At 39.5% G+C, this 24,153-nt stretch carries 21 protein-coding genes and 1 pseudogene; 1 reads left to right on the top strand and 21 read right to left on the bottom strand.

Annotation, left to right across the window (positions count from 1 at the left end):
* Positions 1-636: 636 nt before the first annotated feature.
* From QMA12_RS07860 to QMA12_RS07770, 19 genes and pseudogenes are all read right to left on the bottom strand, one after another.
* Positions 637-1,497, bottom strand: coding sequence for a copper resistance protein B (locus QMA12_RS07860; protein WP_016708246.1), 861 nt, complete (start codon positions 1,495-1,497; stop codon positions 637-639).
* A complete protein-coding gene (locus tag QMA12_RS07855) occupies positions 1,494-3,317 on the bottom strand; it encodes a copper resistance system multicopper oxidase (RefSeq protein WP_135923583.1) in 1,824 nt (607 codons plus the stop codon). The genes QMA12_RS07860 and QMA12_RS07855 overlap by 4 nt, the downstream gene beginning before the upstream one ends.
* A gap of 27 nt (positions 3,318-3,344) precedes the next feature.
* The gene (locus QMA12_RS07850; RefSeq protein ID WP_008467847.1) at positions 3,345-3,815 is read right to left on the bottom strand and encodes a nuclear transport factor 2 family protein; all 471 of its coding nucleotides are present in this window, start codon (positions 3,813-3,815) and stop codon (positions 3,345-3,347) included.
* Between the two features lie 21 nt (positions 3,816-3,836).
* Positions 3,837-4,724, bottom strand: coding sequence for a CopD family protein (locus QMA12_RS07845; protein WP_045979603.1), 888 nt, complete (start codon positions 4,722-4,724; stop codon positions 3,837-3,839).
* A 19-nt stretch (positions 4,725-4,743) separates the two neighbouring features.
* Positions 4,744-5,091, bottom strand: coding sequence for a copper resistance CopC family protein (locus tag QMA12_RS07840; RefSeq protein ID WP_010558032.1), 348 nt, complete (start codon positions 5,089-5,091; stop codon positions 4,744-4,746).
* Between the two features lie 24 nt (positions 5,092-5,115).
* Entirely contained in the window at positions 5,116-6,948 is a 1,833-nt protein-coding gene (locus tag QMA12_RS07835; protein ID WP_239977239.1) for a 2Fe-2S iron-sulfur cluster-binding protein, read from the bottom strand.
* Positions 6,948-7,655 (bottom strand): hypothetical protein, encoded by a 708-nt coding sequence (locus QMA12_RS07830; RefSeq protein WP_008109638.1) that lies wholly within the window; start codon positions 7,653-7,655, stop codon positions 6,948-6,950. The genes QMA12_RS07835 and QMA12_RS07830 overlap by 1 nt, the downstream gene beginning before the upstream one ends.
* A complete protein-coding gene (locus QMA12_RS07825) occupies positions 7,648-10,812 on the bottom strand; it encodes an efflux RND transporter permease subunit (RefSeq protein ID WP_074988939.1) in 3,165 nt (1,054 codons plus the stop codon). The genes QMA12_RS07830 and QMA12_RS07825 overlap by 8 nt, the downstream gene beginning before the upstream one ends.
* A gap of 15 nt (positions 10,813-10,827) precedes the next feature.
* Positions 10,828-12,600: an efflux RND transporter periplasmic adaptor subunit gene (locus QMA12_RS07820; protein WP_290209148.1), complete on the bottom strand. Its 1,773-nt coding sequence runs from the start codon at positions 12,598-12,600 to the stop codon at positions 10,828-10,830.
* Complete coding sequence (locus QMA12_RS07815) at positions 12,600-14,027, bottom strand: TolC family protein (RefSeq protein ID WP_290209147.1); 1,428 nt, start codon at positions 14,025-14,027, stop codon at positions 12,600-12,602. The genes QMA12_RS07820 and QMA12_RS07815 overlap by 1 nt, the downstream gene beginning before the upstream one ends.
* Complete coding sequence (locus tag QMA12_RS07810) at positions 14,027-14,524, bottom strand: DUF411 domain-containing protein (protein WP_063528221.1); 498 nt, start codon at positions 14,522-14,524, stop codon at positions 14,027-14,029. The genes QMA12_RS07815 and QMA12_RS07810 overlap by 1 nt, the downstream gene beginning before the upstream one ends.
* A 107-nt stretch (positions 14,525-14,631) precedes the next feature.
* A complete protein-coding gene (locus tag QMA12_RS07805; RefSeq protein WP_290209146.1) occupies positions 14,632-14,997 on the bottom strand; it encodes a hypothetical protein in 366 nt (121 codons plus the stop codon).
* A gap of 156 nt (positions 14,998-15,153) precedes the next feature.
* On the bottom strand, positions 15,154-15,501 hold the full coding sequence (locus QMA12_RS07800) for a hypothetical protein (protein ID WP_045979609.1): 348 nt from the start codon (positions 15,499-15,501) through the stop codon (positions 15,154-15,156).
* Positions 15,502-15,514: 13 nt separating this feature from the next.
* Positions 15,515-15,832 (bottom strand): hypothetical protein, encoded by a 318-nt coding sequence (locus QMA12_RS07795; RefSeq protein ID WP_045979610.1) that lies wholly within the window; start codon positions 15,830-15,832, stop codon positions 15,515-15,517.
* Positions 15,829-16,866 (bottom strand): hypothetical protein, encoded by a 1,038-nt coding sequence (locus QMA12_RS07790; RefSeq protein WP_290209145.1) that lies wholly within the window; start codon positions 16,864-16,866, stop codon positions 15,829-15,831. Before QMA12_RS07790 ends, QMA12_RS07795 begins: the two co-directional genes overlap by 4 nt.
* A gap of 208 nt (positions 16,867-17,074) precedes the next feature.
* The gene (locus QMA12_RS07785; RefSeq protein WP_016708261.1) at positions 17,075-17,437 is read right to left on the bottom strand and encodes a hypothetical protein; all 363 of its coding nucleotides are present in this window, start codon (positions 17,435-17,437) and stop codon (positions 17,075-17,077) included.
* 194 nt (positions 17,438-17,631) lie between these two features.
* Positions 17,632-19,014: a PhoH family protein gene (locus tag QMA12_RS07780; protein ID WP_290209144.1), complete on the bottom strand. Its 1,383-nt coding sequence runs from the start codon at positions 19,012-19,014 to the stop codon at positions 17,632-17,634.
* A 1-nt stretch (position 19,015) separates the two neighbouring features.
* Positions 19,016-19,216: a hypothetical protein gene (locus QMA12_RS07775; protein WP_138522003.1), complete on the bottom strand. Its 201-nt coding sequence runs from the start codon at positions 19,214-19,216 to the stop codon at positions 19,016-19,018.
* Positions 19,217-19,434: 218 nt separating this feature from the next.
* A pseudogene (locus QMA12_RS07770) lies at positions 19,435-20,298 on the bottom strand (PIN domain-containing protein); the annotation flags it as partial.
* Positions 20,299-20,594: 296 nt separating this feature from the next.
* Here QMA12_RS07770 and rapA point away from each other — a divergent pair.
* Positions 20,595-23,489 (top strand): RNA polymerase-associated protein RapA, encoded by a 2,895-nt coding sequence (rapA, locus tag QMA12_RS07765; protein ID WP_290209143.1) that lies wholly within the window; start codon positions 20,595-20,597, stop codon positions 23,487-23,489.
* A gap of 101 nt (positions 23,490-23,590) precedes the next feature.
* Here rapA and QMA12_RS07760 read toward each other — a convergent pair whose 3' ends face one another.
* Complete coding sequence (locus QMA12_RS07760; RefSeq protein ID WP_290209142.1) at positions 23,591-23,878, bottom strand: type II toxin-antitoxin system RelE/ParE family toxin; 288 nt, start codon at positions 23,876-23,878, stop codon at positions 23,591-23,593.
* On the bottom strand, positions 23,878-24,105 hold the full coding sequence (locus QMA12_RS07755; RefSeq protein WP_087533522.1) for a CopG family transcriptional regulator: 228 nt from the start codon (positions 24,103-24,105) through the stop codon (positions 23,878-23,880). Before QMA12_RS07755 ends, QMA12_RS07760 begins: the two co-directional genes overlap by 1 nt.
* Positions 24,106-24,153: the final 48 nt, after the last annotated feature.

Raw genomic sequence — 24,153 nt, 5'->3', positions numbered from 1 at the left:
AGCCACTTTGTAAAAATAATTTTATGATCTTGATCAACCTTTGAACTAAAACCTAAACTTTTTACTTTTTACTTTTTACTTTTTACTTTTTACTTTTTACTTTTTACTTTTTACTTTTTACTTTTTTAAACAGCTTAAAATTAACAAGTATAAAAGGGGTGTCTAATTTATACTCATGAGATTGAAGCCAAGCATGAGCACCATTAAAAAAAATAAAAACCCTACGCTCATAACTAGGTATTGAGAAAGGGATCATTTTTCCAATTGTTCAGCTTTAAGCGTAGTACTTTGCAACAATCGGTTCTATCCCGAGCACACCCAATTCCCGTTCATCAAAAGTGATAAAATGGCCTATTGTACGTCTTTCAATGGCGATGTTTTTTGGCTTGACTCTTTAACCTTAAACATTCGCCAACTTTACTTCTTAGCTGATATTCCACCTTGATAGGTATACACCAGACTGGCACCGACTGAAAACAAGAAGTAGCTTACTATTACTGCTCTTAGTTCTTTCCAAAAAAACTATTAGTTAGGCCTTTCCTAACATAACTAAAATGGTTTAAATCCCAAAAAACGAAAGCTACCATCAATATAGTTGCGGTAGCTCTCATCAAGTCAATATAGTATTTCTTCACATCAGAGCCAGAACTTGATACCTGCAACAAAAGCAGTATCACGAGTACTTTGCCCATTTAACTTCGCAAAGTCGGCTGTATTACCAAATTTATTTGTCCACTCAACGCCAACATAGGGAGCAAACTGGCGGGTAAACTCATAACGAACCCGAAAACCAATAGCACTGCTAGATAAGCCACTACCAAGGTTATTTTGGACGTCATCCTTACCGTAAAGCGTCAACTCTGCTCGTGGTTGAACAATTAACTTTTGAGTAAGTAATAGCTCATACTCAGCTTCGATCGAAAATGCACTATTACCTTGCTCTCCTAAATACGCAGTCATATCAATTTCAAACCAGTAGGGGGCTAGACCTTGTAAACCAAAAGCTAGCCATTTGCGGTTTTCACCTTCGTTATTGTAATCAAGTCGAATACCGACTTGTGTATCCCAATAAGCAGATATTGCGTGGCCCCATAGAAAATCTGTTTGGTTCTCCTCTAAATTACCTTCGCTAAAATCTCCCTCAGTTTTGATGACTAATCTATCAAAAGTAGTGCCATACCATGCCTGAAAGTCAAAAACACCTGCGTTTGTTTGCTCATTATATTCAAGACGATCCCCTAGTAGCGCGTAAAATGAATGCTCATCTGCCAAAGTCAGTCGTTTGTCGCTATTGAGTGCATAAGGACCTTCAGTCAATGTTGTACCTGCGGCATAAGCATGAGGGTCTCTAGCATCTTTAGGTGCATCTCCACCTTGTGCTTGCATTTTAGAATCACCCATCTCAGTCATCTCATCTTTTGCAGATACAGATACACTTATAAGGGGCAAACCTATTAATAATAGTTTTAACGTATTGGTTAGTATTAATTTTCTCATGATACAACTACCTCTCTAAACATACCTGCATCCATGTGGAATAATAAATGGCAATGCCATGCCCAGCGACCTACGTCATGAGGTGTTGTTAAAAAACTAATTCTTTGCGCTGGTTGTACAGGGATAGTATGGCGACGAACCTGTACATCACCTTTTTCATTCTCCAAATCGCTCCACATACCATGCAGGTGCATTGGATGTGTCATCATTGTATCGTTTTGTAAAATAACTCTTAAACGTTGATTATGCTTCATGTGAACTGGCGTGCTTTTTCCAAATTCCAAGCCATCAAATGACCAGCTATAACGCTCCATGTTTCCAGTTAAATGTAATTCAATTTCAGCCTCTGGCTCTTGCTGGTTTGTAATTCCCTCAAGAGAATGTAAATCTGCAAGTGTTAAAACACGGCGTCCATTTTTACGTAAACCTATACCGGGATCATCAAGGTTTGTTCTAGGCATATCAACACGCATATCAACAGAAGCTCCATACTCTGTTTTTGCATGACGCACTTTAGTGCTAGCAACAGCTAATGGGTTTTTAGTCATTCCATGTTTACTATGATCCATTGCCATCGCTCCATGACCCATTGCACTATGATCCATTTTATTAGAATTCATGCCCGACATACCTGCCGTATCAGCCATTGTAGAATGCACACTATCATGGGTCATATTGCCCATCATATCTGTCATCGTTAACCACTCAACGGGGTCTAAAGAAGGTACTGGTGCATCAACGTTAGGTGCCATTGATAAAGTACCTTTAGCATAACCTGAGCGATCCATGCTTTGTGCAAAAATCGTATATGCATCATTTTTTGGCTCGACAAGTACATCATAAGTTTCACCGGGACCAAATCTAAATTCATCTACTGTCACAGGTTCAACATTTTGTCCATCAGCTTGTACAACTGTTAACTTCAGCTCAGGTATTCTTACATCAAAAAACGTATTGCTAGAACCGTTAATAAATCTAAGCCTAACCTTTTCGCCAGCTTTAAACATTCCACGCCAATTTGTCAAAGGCGCACAACCATTCATTAAAAAAGTCATTGCAGATGCTGATAAGTCTGCAAGATCTGTAGGGTTCATTCTCATTTTATTCCACATTTCCCGGCGTTGTAGCGCATTTGAAACGCTGCTATTTGAAATGTCATCAAAAAACTCTGGAACAGTAGGTTGATTAAAGTTAAATACATCGCTCTGTACTTTTAACTTGCGAAACAAATCCATTGGGTCATCATCAGTCCAATCAGACAATTGGATGACATGCTCATTGTCAGCACTAATAATATCCTTTTCTCTTGGCTCAATAATTAATGCGCCGTACATACCTGTCATTTCTTGAAAACCACTGTGTGAGTGATACCAATATGTGCCGCTTTGTTGCAGCTTAAATTTATAAACAAAGGTTTCACCCGGCATTATACCTTTAAAGCTAATACCCGGTACGCCATCCATTTGATACGGAAGAATGATCCCATGCCAATGAATTGAACTCGGCACTGATAATTTATTCGTTACCCTGATAGTAACGTCATCACCTTCTCTGAGGCGCAAGGTAGGAGCTGGTATTGAGCCATTGATTGTTGTAGCCATTCTTACAACACCTGTGAAGTTTACTGGTGACTCATCTATCACCAGATCTATGACTTCCCCACTTAGTTCGGGCGCAGTACCTGTTGAAGTTCCAGCAAGCAAAGATGAAGCTGCATGAAGAACACTTGGAAAAGCAGCTAATACACCGCCAGCAGCTAATCCTTGTACAAAGCGTCTACGTGGCGTAGAAACTTGATGTAATGGATTGTTATTTCTCATTTTACTCTCCGTTGTTTGAACAATAAATTAATGTGACCAATGAATGTGCTTAATCTTCCATTCACCATTTTGTTTTTCCAGCACCATCGTTTCCATGCCTTGATAATCGCGTTCAACACCTTTATGAGTACCTGTAGTTTGACTGCGCGACGCAGAGATAGCGGTATTTCCAAGTATCGTCACTTGATGTTCAAGTGTGTCGCTCTTCATCGCTGCTAAATACTTCATATCCGACAACATATGATGATGAGCATATTCATCAGCGCTCCTTTCAACGCGGCCTCCCTCGAAAATGGTGACATCATCCGCTAACTGTGCTCTAGCCTGTTTTTGATTGCCAGTTTCAAGTGCTTGATGAAATGCCAAAACAACTTTTGCGGCTGGGGTATCTATACCTTTAAACAAACCTTTGTCTTTGTTCTTATCACCATGAGCGTTTGCTGCGAAACTAAACGTCATTAATAAAACGAGTAATATATTTATTGTTTTCATTTTCATTTTCATTCTCTCTTTTAGGTTTTAATTTGCAGGGCCAACAACACTAGTAAGCCCAGCCGTTACAGATAAAATGGCAAAAGCTACTACCATTTCTATCGAGATAGATTTAGATAAAGCCTCTCTGCCTTGACTATTTTTAAGTTGTGGAACGAGTATTAGTTTATGTTTAGCAGCAAGTGCCAAAATAGACACTACAAGGGCCAATTTAAACAACAGTGTTTGTCCGTAACTTGAGCTTATTAGTGCATCAAGACTTCCGACCAATTGAATCACGAGCCAGAGGCCTGCTACCAACAATAGGCTCAATGTAAAACTTGCTTGTTTGCCAAAGCTTTCCATCAGCAAATGAAGTTCTGCATAACTTAGCTGATGGCAAGCCTGTTTTAGTGGCAATAACGCCCCAAACCACCATGCCATAACGAGCACATGCAAAATAAGCAAGCCTTTTTCAATTGTGCCTAACTCAGAAATATGACCCAGTAACGTGAATGAGTATGCAAGGATTAATAAACTCAACATTAAAGCGCTTTGTTTTAAGTACGAGTTCACAGCGAGTTTGAACCTTAAAGCTAAAGCGATTATTGCGGTAACTAGCCCAAGCGCTCGAAGCAAAGCTCCAGTGCCGACAGAGGAGTCCCACATAATAGCCAATATATCAGCGTCTATCGCCCCCTGAATTCCCTCTTCTGCCATTGCACCAGTACTGGCAAAGAACCAAGTAATATTAGCGATCAAAGCCATAACTATATAAGTTCTTGTCCACGTTAAATTCGCTATTACAGCATTACTATGAGATTCATTATGCTCAAAAATTTGTCTGAAAAATGTATAGCCGGCAATACAGGCAAAGCCGACGTAAAATACAATTTTTGACAGTACAATGACTGTATTCCAGATATACATTTCCATATCAATCACACCGCCTATTTTAGTGAACCATAAAGCCGAAGCTATGTTTCATTTTATGACCATCGTTACCTAAGAAGGTTACATCCACAGCATAGTTTGCAGGAGCTAATTTAGGTAGTTTCCATGTAAATTTGCTAGTAGCGACTTTAGAAGGCTCGAATCCAAATTTAAATTCTTCGCCTTGTTTATTGGCCAATGAAACTTTTACAACCCGTACCTCTTTGGTGAACACCAAAGTTAACTCTTCTGGAGGATTCATTAGCATTGCATTATCAGCAGGCACACTTTTTTCAAGATGCACATGCGCAAATACCGCACTACTAAAAACGACACTGATTACGGTTAAAAATTTAATTAGTTTTTTCATATTTACCTCTATTTATTTAATGGATTAACGACTAAATTTATCTTTGAAAATTTGATTACTTGGAATCCCAGCATCTGTAATTATTTTTTCCACTTCACTCATCATTGCTTCTGGACCGCACAAGTAAAACTCAGCCAAAAGCAGTTCTGATTTTTGGTTCATATACGGCAGAAGTACTTTTTGAACATAGCCTGAGTGCCCTTGCCATTCTTCTGAAGGATTAGAAAGAGTAGGAATATAAGAGAAGTTTTTATGCTTCTCACTCAGTGACTTCAATTCATTATGGTATAGCAAGTCATCTTCAGTTCGCGCACCATAGATAAGAGTCAAACCACTTTTATCTTTATGCTTTTTCAACTGTTCAAAAATAATAGACCTTAGTGGTGCAAGTCCTGAACCCGCACCTATAAACACGCGACTAACTTTTTTATTTGAAGTGGCATAAAAATCAGAAAAAGGGCCTTTTGCAGTTATCGTTTCACCTACTTGGAGTGAACCTAAATAACTTGAACCTATTCCTGCTTTAAAACCATTCTTTGCGGTCTGCCAACGGATATTAAACATTAACTCATCAGACTCCTCGTCAAAGTTAACTAATGAGTAGTGGCGAGTTGCACCGTTATGAGAAAATTTTCCATGATAGTAGCTATCCCAGTATTTTTCATAGCACTCTGGCATATCATCTGGACGTAAGCTATTCATCCCTGCTGGCACATCAAATTGCATATATGCACCAGCTTTAAATGCCAACTGTTTGCCTGATTTCAGCTTAAATTTCACTTCCTTGATAAAAGGAGTAATGAAATTAGTCGCAACCACAACTAGCTCATGATTTTCAATATTGCGATCAGTATTAACTTCAATTGAACTAATTTCAGAGAACCTATGCTGACATCCAAGCCGATAACCTTCCTTAAGTTGCTCCTGAGATAAATGTTCCTCTTCAGATAGTGTGATAGGTAATTTAGTTGAACTTAAGAACACGCATTTGCCACAAGTACCGCCACCACCGCAACCTGAAGGAAGGTATACATGTGAACTAGCTAGCCCTTCTAATACAGTTGAGCGACCAACTGCTGAGATGTCAGTAATAGTATTTTCATTGGAAAACGTCACTGCCACTTTTTGCCTGTTAGTGCCCCAACCTAGCTTCAGTAAACCACTTCGATACTGTTGTATCAGCCAAGTAACACCAGTAATTGAAAGGAATAGCGTTGCAAAAGCAAATGCAATGATCAACCAATGGTTAAATCCTCCAGAATTGCCATAGTCCATAAAGTGAAGCTTCATCATCAGATCTTTCAATCTGAAATCATCATTGGCATGGCGAAGTACTTGACCTGTAATACTATCTAAATAAATAGTTGTATTGTTCTCATCCTCAACGGCAACTTGCCACATAGGATTTTGCTGCCTTACGTGATCAGAAAACGGAGGTTGAGATAACACTGGAGTAGTTAACTTACCCTGTCCTGAGTAGGAGTTTTTTGCCAAAGTTAGTACTTGTTCTTCAGACAAATTAAATGGCTTTCCTGTTACAGCATCAAATAGCTTTGAGTGGCGTTCTTGATAGCTATGCTGCCCCTTATCGAACACAAAATGATAGTAAGGCTGATGTAAAACCCATATAAGGTTTACTTCCTGCGGAGCATTACTAGTAATGTCTTTAATAGGGAATAGGTCAAAGCCTGTAATGCTACCTTCATGATGAGAATGAACTCTAAGTTCATTACCACTGGCTTTACTGTGATCCATCAAATTGAAGTAAAGGCCCGTTCCCAACCAAATAAGCAGTTGTAAACCAACAAATAAAGAAAGCCACTTGTGTATCGTTGTATTTAACTTAAATAGTCGCATCAAATGACTCTCTTTTTATTTGGGGAAAGCACTCGGTAATAAGTCAATACTGCGCCAGTAATTGCTCCCATTAGACCTAGAGTTGCGACCAAGAACAAAAACCAGTTAGATACGTTTTCTCCATCATAGTAATCCATAATGTGGAACCGCCACATCCAATCAAACAATCGCCAGTAATCATGACGCTTGGCAACAAGTGATCCTGTTTGTTGACTTATATAAAATGTCGGTGTGGAGAATTGCTCAAACGTCACTCTCCAAACAGGTAAATGCCTTGGGGACAACTCAGCAGGCAAGTTTGTCGCAGACTTAATCAACCTTATGCTGTCGATTTGATGATTCAGCACATAATGGTATTGTGCGATTTCTTTAGCCTTGGTTTCATCTACAAGGGCCTGAACAGCTCCAGTTTTAGCATCTATTGCTACTTTTCCATTTTCTCCATTAATAAAAGAATACAAAGGACGGCCCATACTTTGAGTAAGTGTAACTTGGCTAGCTTTAGGATAATCCGCAGCTAGCTTTACAATGGAGTAATCCATACTTGCTAAATCTATTTTGGCTTCCTCACTCTTAGCCAAGGTTTCGCCGTGTATATAGTGAATATCCATAGTCACCATATACACACCAGTAATCGACCAGAAAAGGAATTGTATCCCTACAAATGCCATTAGCCATTTATGGTACTTCCTAGCTTTTCTAAGCATTGTTTTTTAGCTCCGAGTTAGAAAGTTCCTTGTTAAAGGCGTTTACTTCGGGCTTTTTAACGATTGAATAAATCGCGGGTAAAACAATTAGAGTTAGCAGGACTGCACTTGTCATCCCACCTACCATTGGTGCAGCAATACGACTCATTACCTCAGAGCCTGTTCCTGTACCATATAAAATAGGCATTAGGCCGATAATGATTGTCGCTACTGTCATCATTACAGGACGAACACGTAATCCAGCACCGTGCAATAAGGCATCTTGATATTCATCTTCTGAGATGAGTTCTGCTCGCTCTTTCGCTTTTTCCTTAAGTTCAGCGAGCGCCTGATTGAGATATACCAACATTATTACGCCAATCTCAACAGCTACTCCAGCCAGAGCAATAAAGCCTACACCAACTGCTACAGAGAAGTTGAACCCTTCTAAATACATCAACCATAACCCACCGATCATTGCCATCGGTAAAGTCACAATGATGATCGCAACTTCGCTAAACGCTCTGAAGTTCAAATAAAGCAAAATAACAATAATGGCGAGCGTCAATGGAACAACGTAAGTAAGCTTGGCTTTGGCTCTTTCCATATATTCGTATTGACCAGCCCAAGTAATCGAATAACCTGCTGGTAATATAAGATTTTTAGCTAAATGCTCTTTTGCACTTTCAACATAAGTACCTACGTCAACGCCCTCTATATCAATGAACGTCCAACCATTAATACGTGCATTTTCACTCTTGATCCCCGGAGGGCCTACTTCTACTTTTATTTCAGCTACGTCACCTAGTGCGATGCGTTGTCCATTTGGAGTGACAACAGGCAAGCGCGACAACTGCTCTGGAGAGTCACGATAATCTTGTGGGTATCGCAAGTTGACAGGATAACGCTCTTGACCTTCTACTGTTTGAGTGACATTCATCCCACCAATAGCAGTTGAAACTACTTGTTGTACGTCATCGATGTTTAATCCAAAACGACTTGCTTTCTCACGAGAAATATCAACTTTGATATATCGTCCACCTGCAACTCGTTCAGAATAAACTGAAGCGGTTCCTGTCACCTCTGGTAACAATTGCTCTATTTGTTGCCCTATCTCTTGAATCGTATTTAAATCAGCTCCTGCTACTTTAATACCTACTGGCGTTTTAATACCTGTTGCCAACATATCAATACGAGTTTTGATTGGCATAACCCAAGCATTCGTCAAGCCCGGAAACTTAACCAACTTATCAAACTCAGCTTTTAGAGATTCTGTTGTAACTCCCTCACGCCACTCTTCTTGAGGCTTCAACTGAATGAAGGTCTCAATCATAGTTAGAGGCGCGGGATCAGTTGCAGTTTCAGCTCTTCCTACTTTACCAAATACTGTTTCAACTTCTGGCACTGTTTTAATTAGCTTGTCTGTCTGCTGTAGAATTTCTCTTGCCTTACCAATGGAAATTCCCGGATAGGTAGTCGGCATATACATAAGATCGCCTTCGTCTAAAGGAGGAATAAATTCACTACCAATTTTATCGACAGGCCAAAAACCAACAATCGTCACTAATATTGCTGCTACTATTGTCGATTTAGGAAACTTCATAACTTGCTTTAAAACAGGCATGTAGATAGCAATAAGCAGTCTGTTTAAAGGGTTTTTCTTTTCTGAAACAATTTTTCCTCGAATAAAATACCCCATTAAAACAGGAACTAATGTTATCGCTAAGCCTGCTGATGCGGCCATTGCATATGTTTTTGTGTAAGCAAGTGGAGAAAACATTCTTCCTTCTTGCGCTTCCAAAATAAATACTGGCAAGAATGAGACTGTAATGATGAGCAAACTAAAAAATAGTGCTGGACCGACTTCACTTGCAGCTTTCGAGACTATTTGCCAACGATTTTCATCCGTTAGCGGTGTCTTTTCCATATGCTTATGCATATTTTCAATCATCACTATTGCGCCATCTGTCATCGCACCAATTGCAATAGCGATACCACCTAATGACATAATATTCGCATTGATACCTTGCATATGCATGATGATAAATGAAGCTAAGATGCCAATAGGTAGAGTGACAACTGCAACAATCGAAGATCGCAAATGAAACAGAAATGCAACACATACAATCGCGACGACAGCAAGCTCTTCGAGCAATTTACTCCATAGGTTTTCTACCGCCTCTCCTATTAAGCCAGAGCGATCATAAACCGTAACTATTTCAACTCCTTCGGGTAAACCTTTTTTTAACTCTTCTAATTTGGCTTTTACTCCATCAATAGTTTTTTGTGCGTTTTCACCAAAGCGCATAACAACAACACCACCAACGACTTCTCCTTCACCATTTAGTTCAGCAATGCCTCGTCTCATTTGTGGACCTAGGTTGACTTCCGCCACATCGCCAATGGTAAGCGGGGTTCCTTGTGCGTTAACACCAAGAGGGATCAACTCTATGTCGGAAATACTTTTGATATAGCCAGTTGCGGTAACCATGTACTCTGCTTCCGCCATTTCAACAACTGAGGCACCTGTTTCTTGGTTACCACGTTTAAGTGCCATTTGAATGTGACTAAGTGGTATACCGTAGGCTCTTAATTTATCGGGATCGACTTGTATTTGATATTGTTTAACCATGCCACCAACAGCAGCAACCTCAGAAACTCCCGGTACAGTTTGCAATTCATATTTTAAGAACCAATCTTGAATACTACGCAATTGGCTAATATCTAAGCTGCCCGTTTTGTCTACAAGGGAATATAAATAAACCCAGCCAACGCCTGTGGCGTCAGGTCCTAGTTGTGGGCGTGCGGTAGCAGGTAGCGAAGGGGCTACTTGACTTAAATATTCAAGTACTCTGCTCCTTGCCCAATATAAATCGGTGTCTTCATCAAAGATGACATAAACAAAGGAGTCTCCAAAAAATGAATACCCCCGAACTGTAATAGCCCCCGGAACTGACAGCATTGCTGTTGTTAAAGGGTAAGTAACTTGATCTTGCACTACTTGTGGTGCCTGACCGGGATAATTCGTTTTAATTATCACTTGAACATCAGAAAGATCTGGTAATGCATCAACTGGTGTATTTTTAATTGAGAATAACCCACCACCAATCAAAATTAAGGTAGCTAAGATGACAAAAAAGCGATTACCTATCGACCACCTAATAATTGATTCAATCATTATTTATCTCCTAACTTAATGATTTGAATGGTCAACAGCACTTTTAGGTTCATGCTTTAGTTGCTCATTTGATTCAAGATAGATTTCAGTGATAACCAAATTATTTCTCACCTCAAAAGTGAAAGTGACGTTATCACCAACATTGAAATCAACTATTTCTATATTGTCCGCGACGATAAAATCCATCGTCGCAGCAGGTCTATCCCATTTCTCTATTGGGCCTCGGCTAATATTTAGAATACGCGTATCAACATTAATCGCATTGATTAGACCTGATACTGTTGCAAAAGATACTTCTTCACTCATATCAGCAGACTCACTCATGATATGAATTCCAGTAATTTCATATCCACCATCTTCGGTTTTACTCACCTCAAAGTGCAAAGATTGACCAGACTTTAATGAGCCAATATCAACTTTTTCAGCCACAGTAAAATCCATAACCATCTCAGGCCAATCCCAAGCTTCAGCGGGGCCGTGACTGATATTAACCATGCGATGCCCAGTCATAACATTATTAACATCACCTTGCATCCAAACAGAGTTGGGCACTTCATCGTGAGTCATTCGTTTAAAGTCAGAGCTTTTACTTGATTCAGAATCAATCAAGAATTGAGCTGATGTCACCACAACATCATCTTCATTAAGGCCCTCTAAGATTTCGATACTATCGATATCAACACGGCCAATAGTCACTTCAATAGATTTAAACTGGCCATCCCCTAACGCAAGTACAACTCTGTCTTGTTTACCTGTTCGAATAACAGCTTCTTTAGGCACAAGTATGGTGCTATCAGCTTGATTAGCGTGAATAGAGACTTGTGCGAACATGTTTGGTTTTAATTGATAGTCAGGGTTGTCAAACTTCAACCTTACTCTGAGTGTGCGTGTTTTACTGTTCAAGGTTGGATAGACATAATCAACGACACCAGCCCAGTCCTCACCGGGTAAATAGTCAAGTGTCATTGATACAGGAAGTCCCTCTTTAATTAAGGCTGCGTCACGTTCAAACACTTCTGCTTCAACCCAAACTTGATCTAGCTGACCAATGCTTAATATGGTGTTTCCCGGCTTTACATAAAAACCCTCTCTAATCTTCAAACCATCAACAACACCTGCCTGAGGGGAGTAAAAGGTGATGTTTTGCTGAACCTTTCGTGTCTTTTCTAGCTTTTGAATAAAGTCTGCTGAAAGCTGTAACGCTTTAAGCCGATCTTTGGCCGCCGCAATTAAGGAACTATTATTGCGCTTTATAGCTATTAATAGTTCTTCTTGCGCGTTAACTAGCTGAGGAGAATATAGTGTATATAGAGGCTGCCCTTTCTCAACAGGATTACCTGCGGCTTTGACGTAGAGCTTTTCTATCCAACCATCTACACGTGGATGGATGTGAATTAGCTTATCTTCATCATATTGAACGTAACCTACGGTTGATATTTCAGTATGCATATTTTTAAGCTCAACAGGAGCAGTGCGAACCCCAAGATTATTCACTACATGAGGCGCGATTTTTACGGCTCCGGGGCCAAAGTCATCACCAGATGATCCTTCTTCATACACAGGAATTAAATCCATACCCATAGGCGACTTACCGGGCTTGTCACGACGGTAATTAGAATCCATCGGTGCAACCCAATACAGCGGTTTTTTCTCTCCTGATGTAGCTTCATTGCCATTACCGCTTGAACCTGTACCTTGATATAAACTTAATGCTCCAGCACCTAGTGCTGCCCCAATGATGATGGCGGCTACTAGTTTCAAATTTGGTGTTTTAGTATTCGTTGACATTATTTTTCTCCAAATTGCTGATTGGATAAGTGTTGATTCATTCTGTGCGAAGTGTGCATTGGCTTATGCTCAGCATTTGAGTTAGTTTGAGAGTACGAAAAGAAATAGTTAATGCGAGCAACTGTTTTAAGTGCGTCAACATCAATTTTTAAGGCTGCTATTCTGGCATTTAATTCTGCGATTCTTGCTCGAACAACTTCGGCAAAATCACCATCATCGTTGGTGTAAGCCGTCAATGACGCTTCAGCTTGGTCATGCGTTTGTTTGAGAAGTTGTTTTTGATAAATAGACTGCCTGTCAGATAAACGTTTAAGCTGTCTAAGCTCCTTTTCCACCGCACTGATCATTTGTTTTGTCAGCAATAATTTCTCGGTTTTTATAGCTTCTGAATCAGCAATAGAAGCTGCAACTTGCTTATCTTGTCTATTCTCAGTGAACAAAGGCAAATCAAACGTTACCCCAACAGAAAATAAATCAGCTCGGCTATCACCAGAAGGCATATTGTCACGATAGGCATAGCTCGCATTGACACCCCATTGCGGCTCATATTGCTGTTTGGCTAACTCAACTCCTTTTTCTGAAGCTTTGCGTTTTACATCAATTGCAAGTATGGCTGGATGATTAGCAAGTTCCTGAGCCAATAGATTTCTTGAGTAATTAGATGCTGTTAGGACTGTTGGATTCTTTAATCGAATCGAAGGCAATTCTTTTGAGACGCTAAACTCTAGTGGTTGCGCGTCAAAGTTGAATGATTCATTTAAGCGAGCAGCATCGTAAATATGAAGCCACTCATTAAGGCGAGCGATTGTCGTTTCTAGTTTCTGCTTTTGCGAAGTTAACCTGTCATCTAACTGCACGATTTCCAATTGAGCACGAATAACATCTTGCTGTCTGGTTTTACCAACAACGTTTGAGTAGCTAGCTTTAGCCACTTCTGCCATCTGCTCAAAAAGCGCCCAATCTTCTTCTATCAATTTAATGGTCTGTTGGGCTAAGTAAGCATCTAGCCAAAGCTGTGACACTTGGCTTTTCAACTTCGCTTTACGATCCTCACGTAGCAATGGAAATTTCGTGGACTCGATTTTTAACTGGTCTTGTTTGATCTCTAGACTATCTCCTCTCGGAAACATTTGAGAAACACCAACCTTTAGCTGAGTCATTCCTTCCTGATCTAAATCCCAAGTATCTGTTGGTAAATTCATTATCCCTAGCGATACTTTCGGGTCAGGCAAAGTACCTGAAGCGATACTTCTATTTTCAACCGCACTTTGTTTCAATCGGCTACCATGAAGCCAAGGATCATTTTGCTGAGCTAAAGTGATAGCTTGTTCAAGCGACACTACTTTCTCAGCTTGAGCTGAGAATACAGATAAGCCGAGTATTAATGCAGTTGAAAGTGAAGTAAGGTTTGAAGAGTTCAATTTCATTAGAATTGCTCCTCGTATGTTTTAACTTTTGCATAGACTTTGCTCGTTCCATCTTTAAATAGAATTAACACGTTGTATGGCATAAAGCGGTCATCGACTTCCATACCGGGAGAGCCAACTGGCATTGCTGGAACTGAAAGCCCAATCGCATTGGGATGTTCTTCTGATAAGAACTGCTGAATAAATTTAGCAGGTATATGACCTTCAAAGGCAAATCCATTTCTACTCACTGCCGTGTGGCATGAACGGTAATTAGGTTTGATACCATACTTAGTTTTGATGTTGCCGATGTTTCGGAAATCTTTGGAATGCGCAACGTTCCCTTTGTCTTCAATATGAGTTATCCATTTTTTACAACACCCACAATTAGGGGTTTTATAAACGATTAACTCCAAAGGTGTTACGTCGTTATTGTGTGCATGGTTATGTTCGTTGGCGTTTGCAAACGCAGGTGAAAGCAGCATTACTACTGCTATTTTTAAATACTTATTGATCATTTTTGCCCCCAGACATCGCTGGAAAATATCTATAGCGCTACGACGCTATATTGACTAACAGAAAAATTAATTACATGTGCGCGAAATTTGGACGCACTAATCCTGTATTAGGCAAAAATTGGTGGACGATAAAGGGAAGTGGAAATTGAATGAGGTTGTTTAGATTGCAGAGCAGCTACAGATTCACTGAATATTTGAATATCTGTCGAATCAATACTGGAATTTAGGACTGTCGTAGATGAGCAAGCATTTGCAGGACAAATACATTCAACGTCACAACAATCTTCTGATTGACCATTACTGCTTTTATTCATATCACCATGATCCATGTTCATGTTCATGTTCATGTTCATGTGTGATTCATGAGAACCTGATGACATTTCGCAAGGCATAGCAGAATACGCAAATGCTTGCCCTACAAAGGCAAACAGCATAAGCGTTATCACTAAGACTTTTGAAAATGCTTTAGACATAAAATTCTCATAAAAATATACATGACTATGCTAATACAAATTTTCGAATAAGTAAATTGATGTCATGTAAACATTTATGAATATTTGACTAACGTCAACTTTTTCAAAGAGGTAAGTGACAAATAATAATCTCATCAGACTTCTTATCTTCGTTATTCAATGGCTTTTATTTTGAGACTTAAGTTGCTCTCTCATTTCTAAAACTCGATCTACCGAATAAGCTCCCGCCCTCATAACAACCAGTTCAACAAACGAAATATCAATTAACTTATGGTCAGCATCAATCACATAACAACTCTCACTATGTGTGTATATTTCTAACTTATCCTCATCAGCAGATTTGCTAACAATCTTTGAAGTTACCATTTGCTCAAATGGCCGAAATCTGAATGTTTCATCGTCAATAACAACCCCTGACAAAAACTCCCCAAGAAATGATTTTTCAAAGTCTTTATAGTCATAGACCGAGAGTATGTAAGCATCCTTTAAATATGTTTTGTCCATTTGTTACTCCCTACTAATAGCCAGCAGGGAGCATTTCTCGCAACTCTAATAGCTCATTTGGAGAGTACATACACTCATGCATTAAATTGAACTCAAATACATCTACATCAAACTTTTGGGGTTCTGCATCTAAGATATAAAAGTCAGCACCAAAAGTTCTATATTCAAGACCGTTTACTTCCATGACTTTCGTGGAAAACAAAGCCTCACCTTTTTTACCGTTCTTACTATCCTCAGCAAAAGTAGCGTAAAGCACCTGTTCAACCTTATCTTCTAAGTCAGATTTAATTGAGATAAGTGTTGCGTTAGTTAGTTTTACTCTTGGTCTCATGCTTTTGCTTCCTTCTTATCTTCTAGGCAAAACGGGCGGAAAAAACTAAGGTACTTAATTCCATTAACTTTTAGTAAATTGTTGTCAGCATCAAAATGTGACAGAACGCTAGACTGATACAACGAAATATATTTTTCATAATCGATGGTGTTAAAAAAATTGGTATCGACACGTCGTGCATGGAAAACAAGAGCTTGCTGATCGATACGAACAATGAACTTTTGATCACCATCTAGATTTTTAACCTGTAGACATAAATCAGGTTTGTGCCAATCAGATACAAAGGAAGGAATCAGTGGGAAGCCATATACCAAATAGCGCATACCTTCGATTTTGAAGATTGTTGGATTGAACTGAGCTTTATTAACTTTGCCACTACTGAATAGTTCAAGTGTCAACACCAGCCAACATTCATGTTTCGAAAAGCTGTTTCCGTCGGATATACAGCCTTCGAATTCACCATCATGGTTTACATGATTGATGTACATGTATTTTTTGATGTTATCCAAGGAAAGCTTTTCAAACGGAAACTTTGAAGCGATGAGCCTGAAATAACAACCATGAACTTTTAAATCTGCATATTGAACTATCAACGGATCATCAAAGGCATCAAAGTATGGTCGCCACTCTAAGCGGAAGTCAGCTCCTGTATTTACAATAAACTTGGCATCTTCAGGTAACCCTAAAACTTGGTATATCACTGAAACTAACTCTAATGTATTGATATCTACCAGCATCAGGCTTTCAATACGGTTTGCCATTGACTCAATTTCTTTATGAAGCGATTCAATAATTTCTTGATCATCGTATTCATTGATCATTAAGTATTTCAGGGAATCGTGCTTTAGAATTGAATCCAGTTTTTTCTGTTCAAATGCTTCAGTGAGGCTATTATGGGTATCAGAAAAATGAGGGCAGTTATAAACACCTCTAGCCCACAGGCCTTGGGCGTAAAGATCAGGAAACTCTAATAACTCAGCAAACTCTTTTGCTTGTTTATTGAGTTTATTCTTTAATTGATAAAGTGAGATCATTTAGTTCTCCAAACAACTTTCTAATAAACAATGGCCTACCAACACATTGCTTTATTTATTGTTCAAATAACCAAATTTTTACGGATGCTCCGCTTCACTGTTCACGTTTTTCAAGGCGAAAAACATGTGTAGGCGTAGGCTGTCCGTTCAGCCTTCTTATTATAATATCGCCAAAAAACAAAATGACAACTTACGTATTTGTACAACTTTAGGTAGATATTTTGAGTTTGAACTCTGAAAAGCTAAGCCCAAACAAGGATACGACCATCTCTTCATTTATATTGGAGCCGGGAAATTTTTTTTCAAAATTTCCAATAATGCTATCTAGGTGGCTAGCTAATATTTTTACTAAAAATATTTCCGAGTTTGGTGAGAGTGCAGACAGTGCTATCAATGGGTTGTCAAAGGATTCAGCTTTTATTTTTACTAGTAAATCGCTGTAACTGTCACAGCCATATAGACAAATAGCTGCCCCTTCTTGGGCTTGTCCAAGGGGAATAGTTAATAATTTAGATAATCGTTTTGCCTGCCTTTTTATATTTACTAGCAGGTCTTCTTTTTTAAAAGACATCAATACACCAAAAAACGGCAACGCTAGGCCACGCACCTATGTCACTCAGTTTTTATGTGAATATTTAATCTTTTAGTTCAGAGTAAATCCATTTCGTCCTGTTTTCGTGGGAACGGGCTTCTCTGAAAAGCCACTGCAAAAAGCAGTGGCCATTGTCGCAATATTATAAGGAAATGTGAATGGTAGTTTGATGCCTACATATTCTTTTCAGTGAATTCAGCCAAGCTACTACGCTCTACTTCATCAAAAATCAGCACTGATCCTTTTTCATAATGACGAAACACATTAACAGCCGCACTTGCACCAGAAGAAGCAGGTGTTACAAACTTATCGTCAATCTGGGCTAGGTTGCCCAATACGATTGTCCGACAATTTTTGCCACCGCGACTAAGCATTCCTTTAATTTGAGCACGGGTCATATTTTGTGCTTCATCAATTATTAAAACAGCATCGTCTATTGAACGGCCACGAAAATAAGCCATACTGGTAAATTCTATATTAGCTCTTTCGATCACATGTTCAACTGTAGCGTGAATATTTCCTTCATGATTATCATCCGAGTGCATCGAAATTAATGCGTCAGTAATACCTGCCAGAAGAGGCATTGATTTTTCAGTTAAATCCCCCGGTAAGAATCCCGGATCGTCGTCCATAAAGTCTCTGGAGCGCACCACAACGATTTTTTTGTACTTTTTCAACTCCAATACTTGATGCAGCGCCGAAGCAACTGCCAAAAAAGTTTTTCCGGAGCCAGCAGGACCAAGGATGATATTTAAATCATAGTAAGGGTCTGTTAATTGGCTTAAAGCTACCGCCTGACGCTGGTTTTTAGGCAATATGCCCCATACTTTTTCTTGCTTACGCGGCAATAACTTCGTGAAAACTTCTGTGTCAGTTACCTTTGAAATCCGGCCAATGTGTCCGGCCTCATCGTACCAATACATGTTTGGCTGAACTTCATCGTTGAACAAGCTTATTGGGAATGTATAAACCTCTCCTGAGACTTTGAAATCTTTATCTGATTCAATTCGATCAAACAGATCACCTTCAAAAGCCTGTAGTCCTGTATATAACAAATCTATATCTGCGATTTGATTATCAACGGATACATCTTCGGCCATAACACCAACAGTTCGAGCTTTTAGTCGCATATTAATGTCGCGGCTAACGATGGTAACGTCTTTATCTAACTCTTTCTGAAGATGTAGTGCATAGTTAATTATTCTGTTGTCAGCATCGCTACCAATCGTGTGCTTTAACTCCTTTGCAATATCTAACTGAGTGTCTATTCCAATAAATAGCTTGCCTCTTTTCGCTGTCTCGGTTGAAGGCAGAGGTATTCCCGCTTCCATTTCTTCGGCGCTATGTCCATTAATAATGTCTTCAAGCATACGAATACAAACACGAGCATCAGCACTTACCGATTTATTAGTTCTTTCTTTTAAATTATCTAATTCTTCTAGGACTGTTAGACAAATGTATACATCTTCACTGTAAGCGAGCAATGACTTTGGATCATGAACTAATGCCGATGTATCTAATACTCGCGGACTTCTGTTTTCATTTGGGTTCTTCATACTAGATTCCCTCATTTAATTCTTTTTCTTGATGATTCTGTTCACTTAAACATTCGTCATCACAATATTCATCAAACCCATCTTCACATGAGCTTTTGTCTGTTGCTTTCCTGAATCTTGCGATTCTTTCTTTTCTTTTTCTTTCTTCGTTCAAATACCAGTTAACTGAAAAGGTATCGAGTTGATTTCTATTTATTGTCATTTTAGATTTACCTTAGCTTTATTATTTTTGTTTGTGCCTTCTTGCAGGTTAAATCCGTTATTTATATTTATTGATTAAGGTTCTACCCTTTAAGTCACACTTAATGACATGTTAGAGAGATTAGATCTGAGCCTGCTATAAATACTCAATTTCTTCAGTAAGAATAAGGTCTGTAGATAGGTCTGCACAAATATTGAAAAAAAGCTTGCAGTAATACCTGTTTTACCACACCCAGCAGGACCGGTTAAAATGACCAACTCAATGCTTGGGTCGAGTAACGCGTCAAGCGCCATGCCTTGGTAAATATTTTTAGGCTTAACCCCCCACGCTGATTGATGCATTAAACGCTCAACCCCCATGTCTTTGAGCATGATGTTATCATCGTCATAGGATTTAACACGTGCAGCAAAATGACCGCTGCCATCCAATAAGTATTCATTACAAAACACGTCAGGTATTAAACTTTTTGCCACTTTATGAAAAGTATCTCGGCCTTGCTGCTGTGTTTCACATTCACCTACATGTTGCCAAAAATCCCCTTCTATCTTTTTATAACCGCTACTGAGCAAGGCAATATCATCAATTAGCTGATCAGTTCGGTAATCTTCAACAAACTTAAGCCCCGCGCCTTTAGCCTTTAACCGCATATTTATGTCTTTGGTCACGAGTACAACTTTGGCATCACTGTGCTGTTTTTGTAGATGAACGGCACAATTAATTATGCGATGATCGTTTTCATTACCTGGCAAGCCTGAGATAGAATCCGCAAATAAATGATCGTTTACAATAATTAAAGTACCCGTGGAAGATGCCTTAGCTTTTTTATTACTCGGTAATGCCACCCCTTGTAACATTTGCTCTGGTGTTGCGTCTTTTAGTACCTCATCTAAACCTCGTATTGCTACACGCGCATCACGGCTAACGTCGTGCTTGCGGTCTTTAATGTGATCTAATTCCTCTAATACTGTCATGGGGATAACAACATCATGTTCTTGAAAAGATAAATAAGCGAGGGGCTCGTGGAGTAATACATTGGTATCTAGCACATACATTTTACTATCAAGGTTCGAAGCTTTTTCCATAGCACTTTCCTTACGTTTTATGATTTTTATGCTATACCAAACTAATCAAATAAAACGGGATGATCTCTCGCCCTGTAAAATTTGATTGCTAAGGTATATTCTAAGTTTAGCTTAGATGTCATAAAAGTCTGTTTTATGACAAACCTTTTTTTGTTTTGAATTAGTCTTCACAGCAATCGCTGAAATAAGAATAATTCACAGTTATAAAATTAATTAAAAGTGAGCTAGTTAGCGCCTTGCAGTGGTGTTAGGTAACAGGTAACATAGCCGCCTTTTTCTTCATAGACGAGACATACATGAATTTTTCCTTAGGTCAGCGTTGGATCAGTGATACAGAGTCAGATTTAGGATTAGGCACAGTCGTTGCCCTTGAAGGCCGTCAGGTCAGCATATTATTTCCCGCCAGTGGCGAAAACCGCGTTTATTCGATGACAGAAGCGCCGGTGACTCGCGTGGCATTTAATCCTGGCGATGTGATCAAAAGCGTTGAAGAATGGGAACTTGAAGTCGAATCTATTGAAGTTCAAGGTGAACTACTGTGTTATCACGGCACTCGTGTTGATAACGGTGAACAAGCACAATTAAAAGAAACCTTTCTTGATCACTTTATCAAGTTTAATAAGCCACAAGACCGCCTTTTTGCTGGTCAAGTAGACCGTTTTGATCGTTACACATTACGTTATCAAACGTGGCAACATCAATTTGAACGCCAGCAATCTCCTATTAAAGGCTTAATTGGTCAACGTGCAAGCCTTATTCCTCATCAGTTATACATTGCCCAAGAAGTGGGTAAACGTTTTGCCCCTCGCGTATTACTTTCTGATGAAGTAGGCCTAGGTAAAACCATTGAAGCAGGCATGATATTACACCAGCAAATTATCAGTGGCCGTGCTAGTCGTGTTCTTATTGTGGTGCCTGAAAACCTGCAGCATCAATGGCTAGTTGAAATGCTACGCCGTTTTAATTTACATTTTTCTATTTTCGATGAAGAACGTTGTGATGAAGCCTTTGCCGACTCGCCAAATGTATTTGAAACAGAGCAGTTAGTACTTACTAGCCTTGAGTTTATCACCAAGAAAAAACGCTGGTTTGAACAAGCAACACTTGCCGATTGGGATCTATTAATTGTTGATGAAGCTCATCATTTAAGTCTTAATAATGGTAAGCCAAGTACAGAATATCAACGCATGGCCGAACTAAGCCAAGATATTCCTGGGCTTATTTTATTAACCGCAACACCAGATCAACTGGGTCATCGTAGCCACTTCGCTCGCTTACAATTACTCGACCCTGATCGTTTTTATGATTACGATGCATTTGTTGAAGAAGAAAGTAATTATAAAAATGTTGCAGAGGCTGCTAACCAGTTATTGCAAAATCAAGCACTTGACGACGATGCCAAAGCAACCCTTATTGAATTGCTAAAAGAAACCGATATCACCACGGTGTTAGAACAAGCACAAAATGGTGATGACGCAGCTCGCAAAGAAATTCTATCTATGCTGCTTGACCGTCATGGTACAGGGCGTATTTTATTTAGAAATAGCCGCAGCGGTATTGATGGTTACCCTAGCCGTAAACTACACGCCTATTCAATGACAATGCCTAAGCAGTATAAAACGGCTATCTCAGTACTGGGTAATATGAGCGGGATTCAAAGTGCTGAATTAAGCGCACAACGTGCTTTATTCCCTGAAAAAATATTCCAAGAGTTCGAAGGCGAAAGTGCCAGCTGGGGCGCGTTTGATCCGCGTGTAGATTGGCTAATTGACACACTTAAAACTCTCAAGCACGAAAAAGTATTACTGATTTGTGCAAAAGCAGAAACTGCAATTAGTCTTGAACAAATCCTGCGTGAACGTGAAGCAATTAAAGCTTCAGTATTCCACGAAGGTATGTCGATTATAGAACGAGACCGCGCAGCCGCGTTCTTTGCTGATGAGTACGATAATGCGCAAATTCTACTTTGTTCTGAAATTGGCTCAGAAGGGCGTAACTTCCAGTTTGCTCATCACTTAGTGTTATTTGATTTACCACTTAACCCTGATTTATTAGAGCAACGTATCGGTCGCTTAGACCGAATTGGCCAAACGCAAGATGTGAACATTCATGTGCCATACTTTGAAAACACAGCACAAGAAGTACTGCTGCGTTGGTACAATGAAGGCCTAGACGCATTTGAAACAACCTCGACCACTGGGCAATTGCTATATAAAGAGTTCAGTGAAGACTTGCTTGAGTTTATTGCCGCGCATAACTGCGATGAAGACGAGTTGGACCCACTGCTTGAGCAAGTTGCTAGCCAGAATACGAAGTTGCGTAAGCAAATGGAAAGCGGCCGTGACCGTTTACTCGAGCTGCATTCATCAGGTCAAGGTGCTGCTGATTCATTAGTCACTGATATTGAAAAACTCGATAATCAGTTTGAATTACCAAGTTACATGATCAACGTATTCGATACATTCGGCGTAAGCCAAGAAGATAAAGGCGAAAATACCATAATTTTAAAGCCAACGGAGCACATGCTAAACCCATCGTTCCCAAGCTTAAAAGATGATGGCATCACCGTTACTTTTGACCGTGACACCGCACTTTCACAAGAAGACGTACACTTTATCAGTTGGGATCACCCAATGGTCCAAGGCACGCTCGATATGATTTGCGATGATGATTTTGGTACTGCCTCTGTTGCGCTGTTGAAAAACAAAAAACTGCCTGCTGGTACTTTCTTTGTTGAGCTTATTTTTGTTGGTGAAGCCATGGCGCCTAAATCTTTACAGATTGGTCGCTTCTTACCTCCTACTCCGATCCGCATCTTGCTTGATAAAGCGAGCAACAACCTAGGTGATAATGTAGGTTTTGATGGCTTTAATCAGCAACTTTCAGCGGTAGGTCGTCAAACAGCCAGCAAACTTGCGGGTGCACTGCAAAGTGCAATTCACCCAATGATTAAGTCAGCTCAAGAGATGGCGCAAGCTAAATTAGAAGTTATTCGCACTGAAGCCCTTGAACAAATGCAACAGTCGTTAGCACAAGAGCAAGCGCGCTTAGCTGCCCTGAAGCAAATCAACCCAAATATTCGTGAAGAAGAACTGACTTTTTACGATAAGCAACGTAGCGAATTAACCACGCATATTGAAAAAGCCCAGTTAAAACTCGATGCGATTCGCTTGATTGTGGTATCACACTAGGGGTGTAGCCGTTAGTTAGATATTATTAAACCATTTCAAAAAGCGCGGTATAAACACCGCGCTTTTATATTTAACTCTTCAATTTGTCTCAAATTATAGAATTACAACCATTCATCAGTATCTTGGCCGCCTAATATTGCCATTATCTCAACATCAGTTTCTGTAATTCTGTAATAAATACTGTCTGAGCCGCAAACAGCGCGCCGATAGCCTGTACGTATATGGTCAACTGATTGGTAGGAATAAGGATTTGCAGCTAGTTTTTCAAACATAGCGAAGAAACTGTAAAAGTAAGTATCCGCTTGTTGCTGTGAAAACTCTTGGCAACCATATTGATAAATGCGACGTAAGTCTTCTTTCACATCATTTGAGAGCTTAAATGTTCGCATTACTTAGTATTTGATTTGAATTCTGCTAACATTTCGTCGGCCGATTGAGCGCTAAAGCCACTTTGTTCTGACTTAGCAAGCTTACTATTTATCGCCTCAGCCCTTCTTGCACGGCGTATTAAATCATTCACCAGTTCACTTTTATTTGCGTAGTCACCGATATTTTCTACATGATTACGTAGCCATAAATCATTTTTTTCTGTAAGTGAAATACTTTGTCTTGCCATAATAAGCTCCTGCAACTTCAATCTGGTGTAATTTTACACCAGATCAAA

Origin of the sequence: Pseudoalteromonas sp. APC 3893 (assembly GCF_030408095.1) — a bacterium.
Lineage (GTDB): Bacteria > Pseudomonadota > Gammaproteobacteria > Enterobacterales > Alteromonadaceae > Pseudoalteromonas.
Note: the sequence above shows the minus strand (reverse complement) of the source record. Positions and strands in the feature narration are given on the sequence as shown.

Bases quoted from the DNA above. Each gene is read 5' to 3' on its own strand.
- QMA12_RS07775 (WP_138522003.1), bottom strand. From the start codon at position 19,216: ATGACAATAAATAGAAATCAACTCGATACCTTTTCAGTTAACTGGTAT.
- QMA12_RS07755 (WP_087533522.1), bottom strand. From the start codon at position 24,105: ATGGCAAGACAAAGTATTTCACTTACAGAAAAAAATGATTTATGGCTA.
- QMA12_RS07815 (WP_290209147.1), bottom strand. From the start codon at position 14,027: ATGAAATTGAACTCTTCAAACCTTACTTCACTTTCAACTGCATTAATA.
- QMA12_RS07820 (WP_290209148.1), bottom strand. From the start codon at position 12,600: ATGTCAACGAATACTAAAACACCAAATTTGAAACTAGTAGCCGCCATC.
- QMA12_RS07760 (WP_290209142.1), bottom strand. From the start codon at position 23,878: ATGCGAACATTTAAGCTCTCAAATGATGTGAAAGAAGACTTACGTCGC.
- rapA (WP_290209143.1), top strand. From the start codon at position 20,595: ATGAATTTTTCCTTAGGTCAGCGTTGGATCAGTGATACAGAGTCAGAT.
- QMA12_RS07835 (WP_239977239.1), bottom strand. From the start codon at position 6,948: ATGCGACTATTTAAGTTAAATACAACGATACACAAGTGGCTTTCTTTA.
- QMA12_RS07790 (WP_290209145.1), bottom strand. From the start codon at position 16,866: ATGATCTCACTTTATCAATTAAAGAATAAACTCAATAAACAAGCAAAA.
- QMA12_RS07810 (WP_063528221.1), bottom strand. From the start codon at position 14,524: ATGATCAATAAGTATTTAAAAATAGCAGTAGTAATGCTGCTTTCACCT.
- QMA12_RS07795 (WP_045979610.1), bottom strand. From the start codon at position 15,832: ATGAGACCAAGAGTAAAACTAACTAACGCAACACTTATCTCAATTAAA.
- QMA12_RS07780 (WP_290209144.1), bottom strand. From the start codon at position 19,014: ATGAAGAACCCAAATGAAAACAGAAGTCCGCGAGTATTAGATACATCG.
- QMA12_RS07845 (WP_045979603.1), bottom strand. From the start codon at position 4,724: ATGGAAATGTATATCTGGAATACAGTCATTGTACTGTCAAAAATTGTA.
- QMA12_RS07825 (WP_074988939.1), bottom strand. From the start codon at position 10,812: ATGATTGAATCAATTATTAGGTGGTCGATAGGTAATCGCTTTTTTGTC.
- QMA12_RS07860 (WP_016708246.1), bottom strand. From the start codon at position 1,497: ATGAGAAAATTAATACTAACCAATACGTTAAAACTATTATTAATAGGT.
- QMA12_RS07840 (WP_010558032.1), bottom strand. From the start codon at position 5,091: ATGAAAAAACTAATTAAATTTTTAACCGTAATCAGTGTCGTTTTTAGT.
- QMA12_RS07855 (WP_135923583.1), bottom strand. From the start codon at position 3,317: ATGAGAAATAACAATCCATTACATCAAGTTTCTACGCCACGTAGACGC.
- QMA12_RS07785 (WP_016708261.1), bottom strand. From the start codon at position 17,437: ATGTCTTTTAAAAAAGAAGACCTGCTAGTAAATATAAAAAGGCAGGCA.
- QMA12_RS07805 (WP_290209146.1), bottom strand. From the start codon at position 14,997: ATGTCTAAAGCATTTTCAAAAGTCTTAGTGATAACGCTTATGCTGTTT.
- QMA12_RS07800 (WP_045979609.1), bottom strand. From the start codon at position 15,501: ATGGACAAAACATATTTAAAGGATGCTTACATACTCTCGGTCTATGAC.
- QMA12_RS07830 (WP_008109638.1), bottom strand. From the start codon at position 7,655: ATGCTTAGAAAAGCTAGGAAGTACCATAAATGGCTAATGGCATTTGTA.
- QMA12_RS07850 (WP_008467847.1), bottom strand. From the start codon at position 3,815: ATGAAAATGAAAACAATAAATATATTACTCGTTTTATTAATGACGTTT.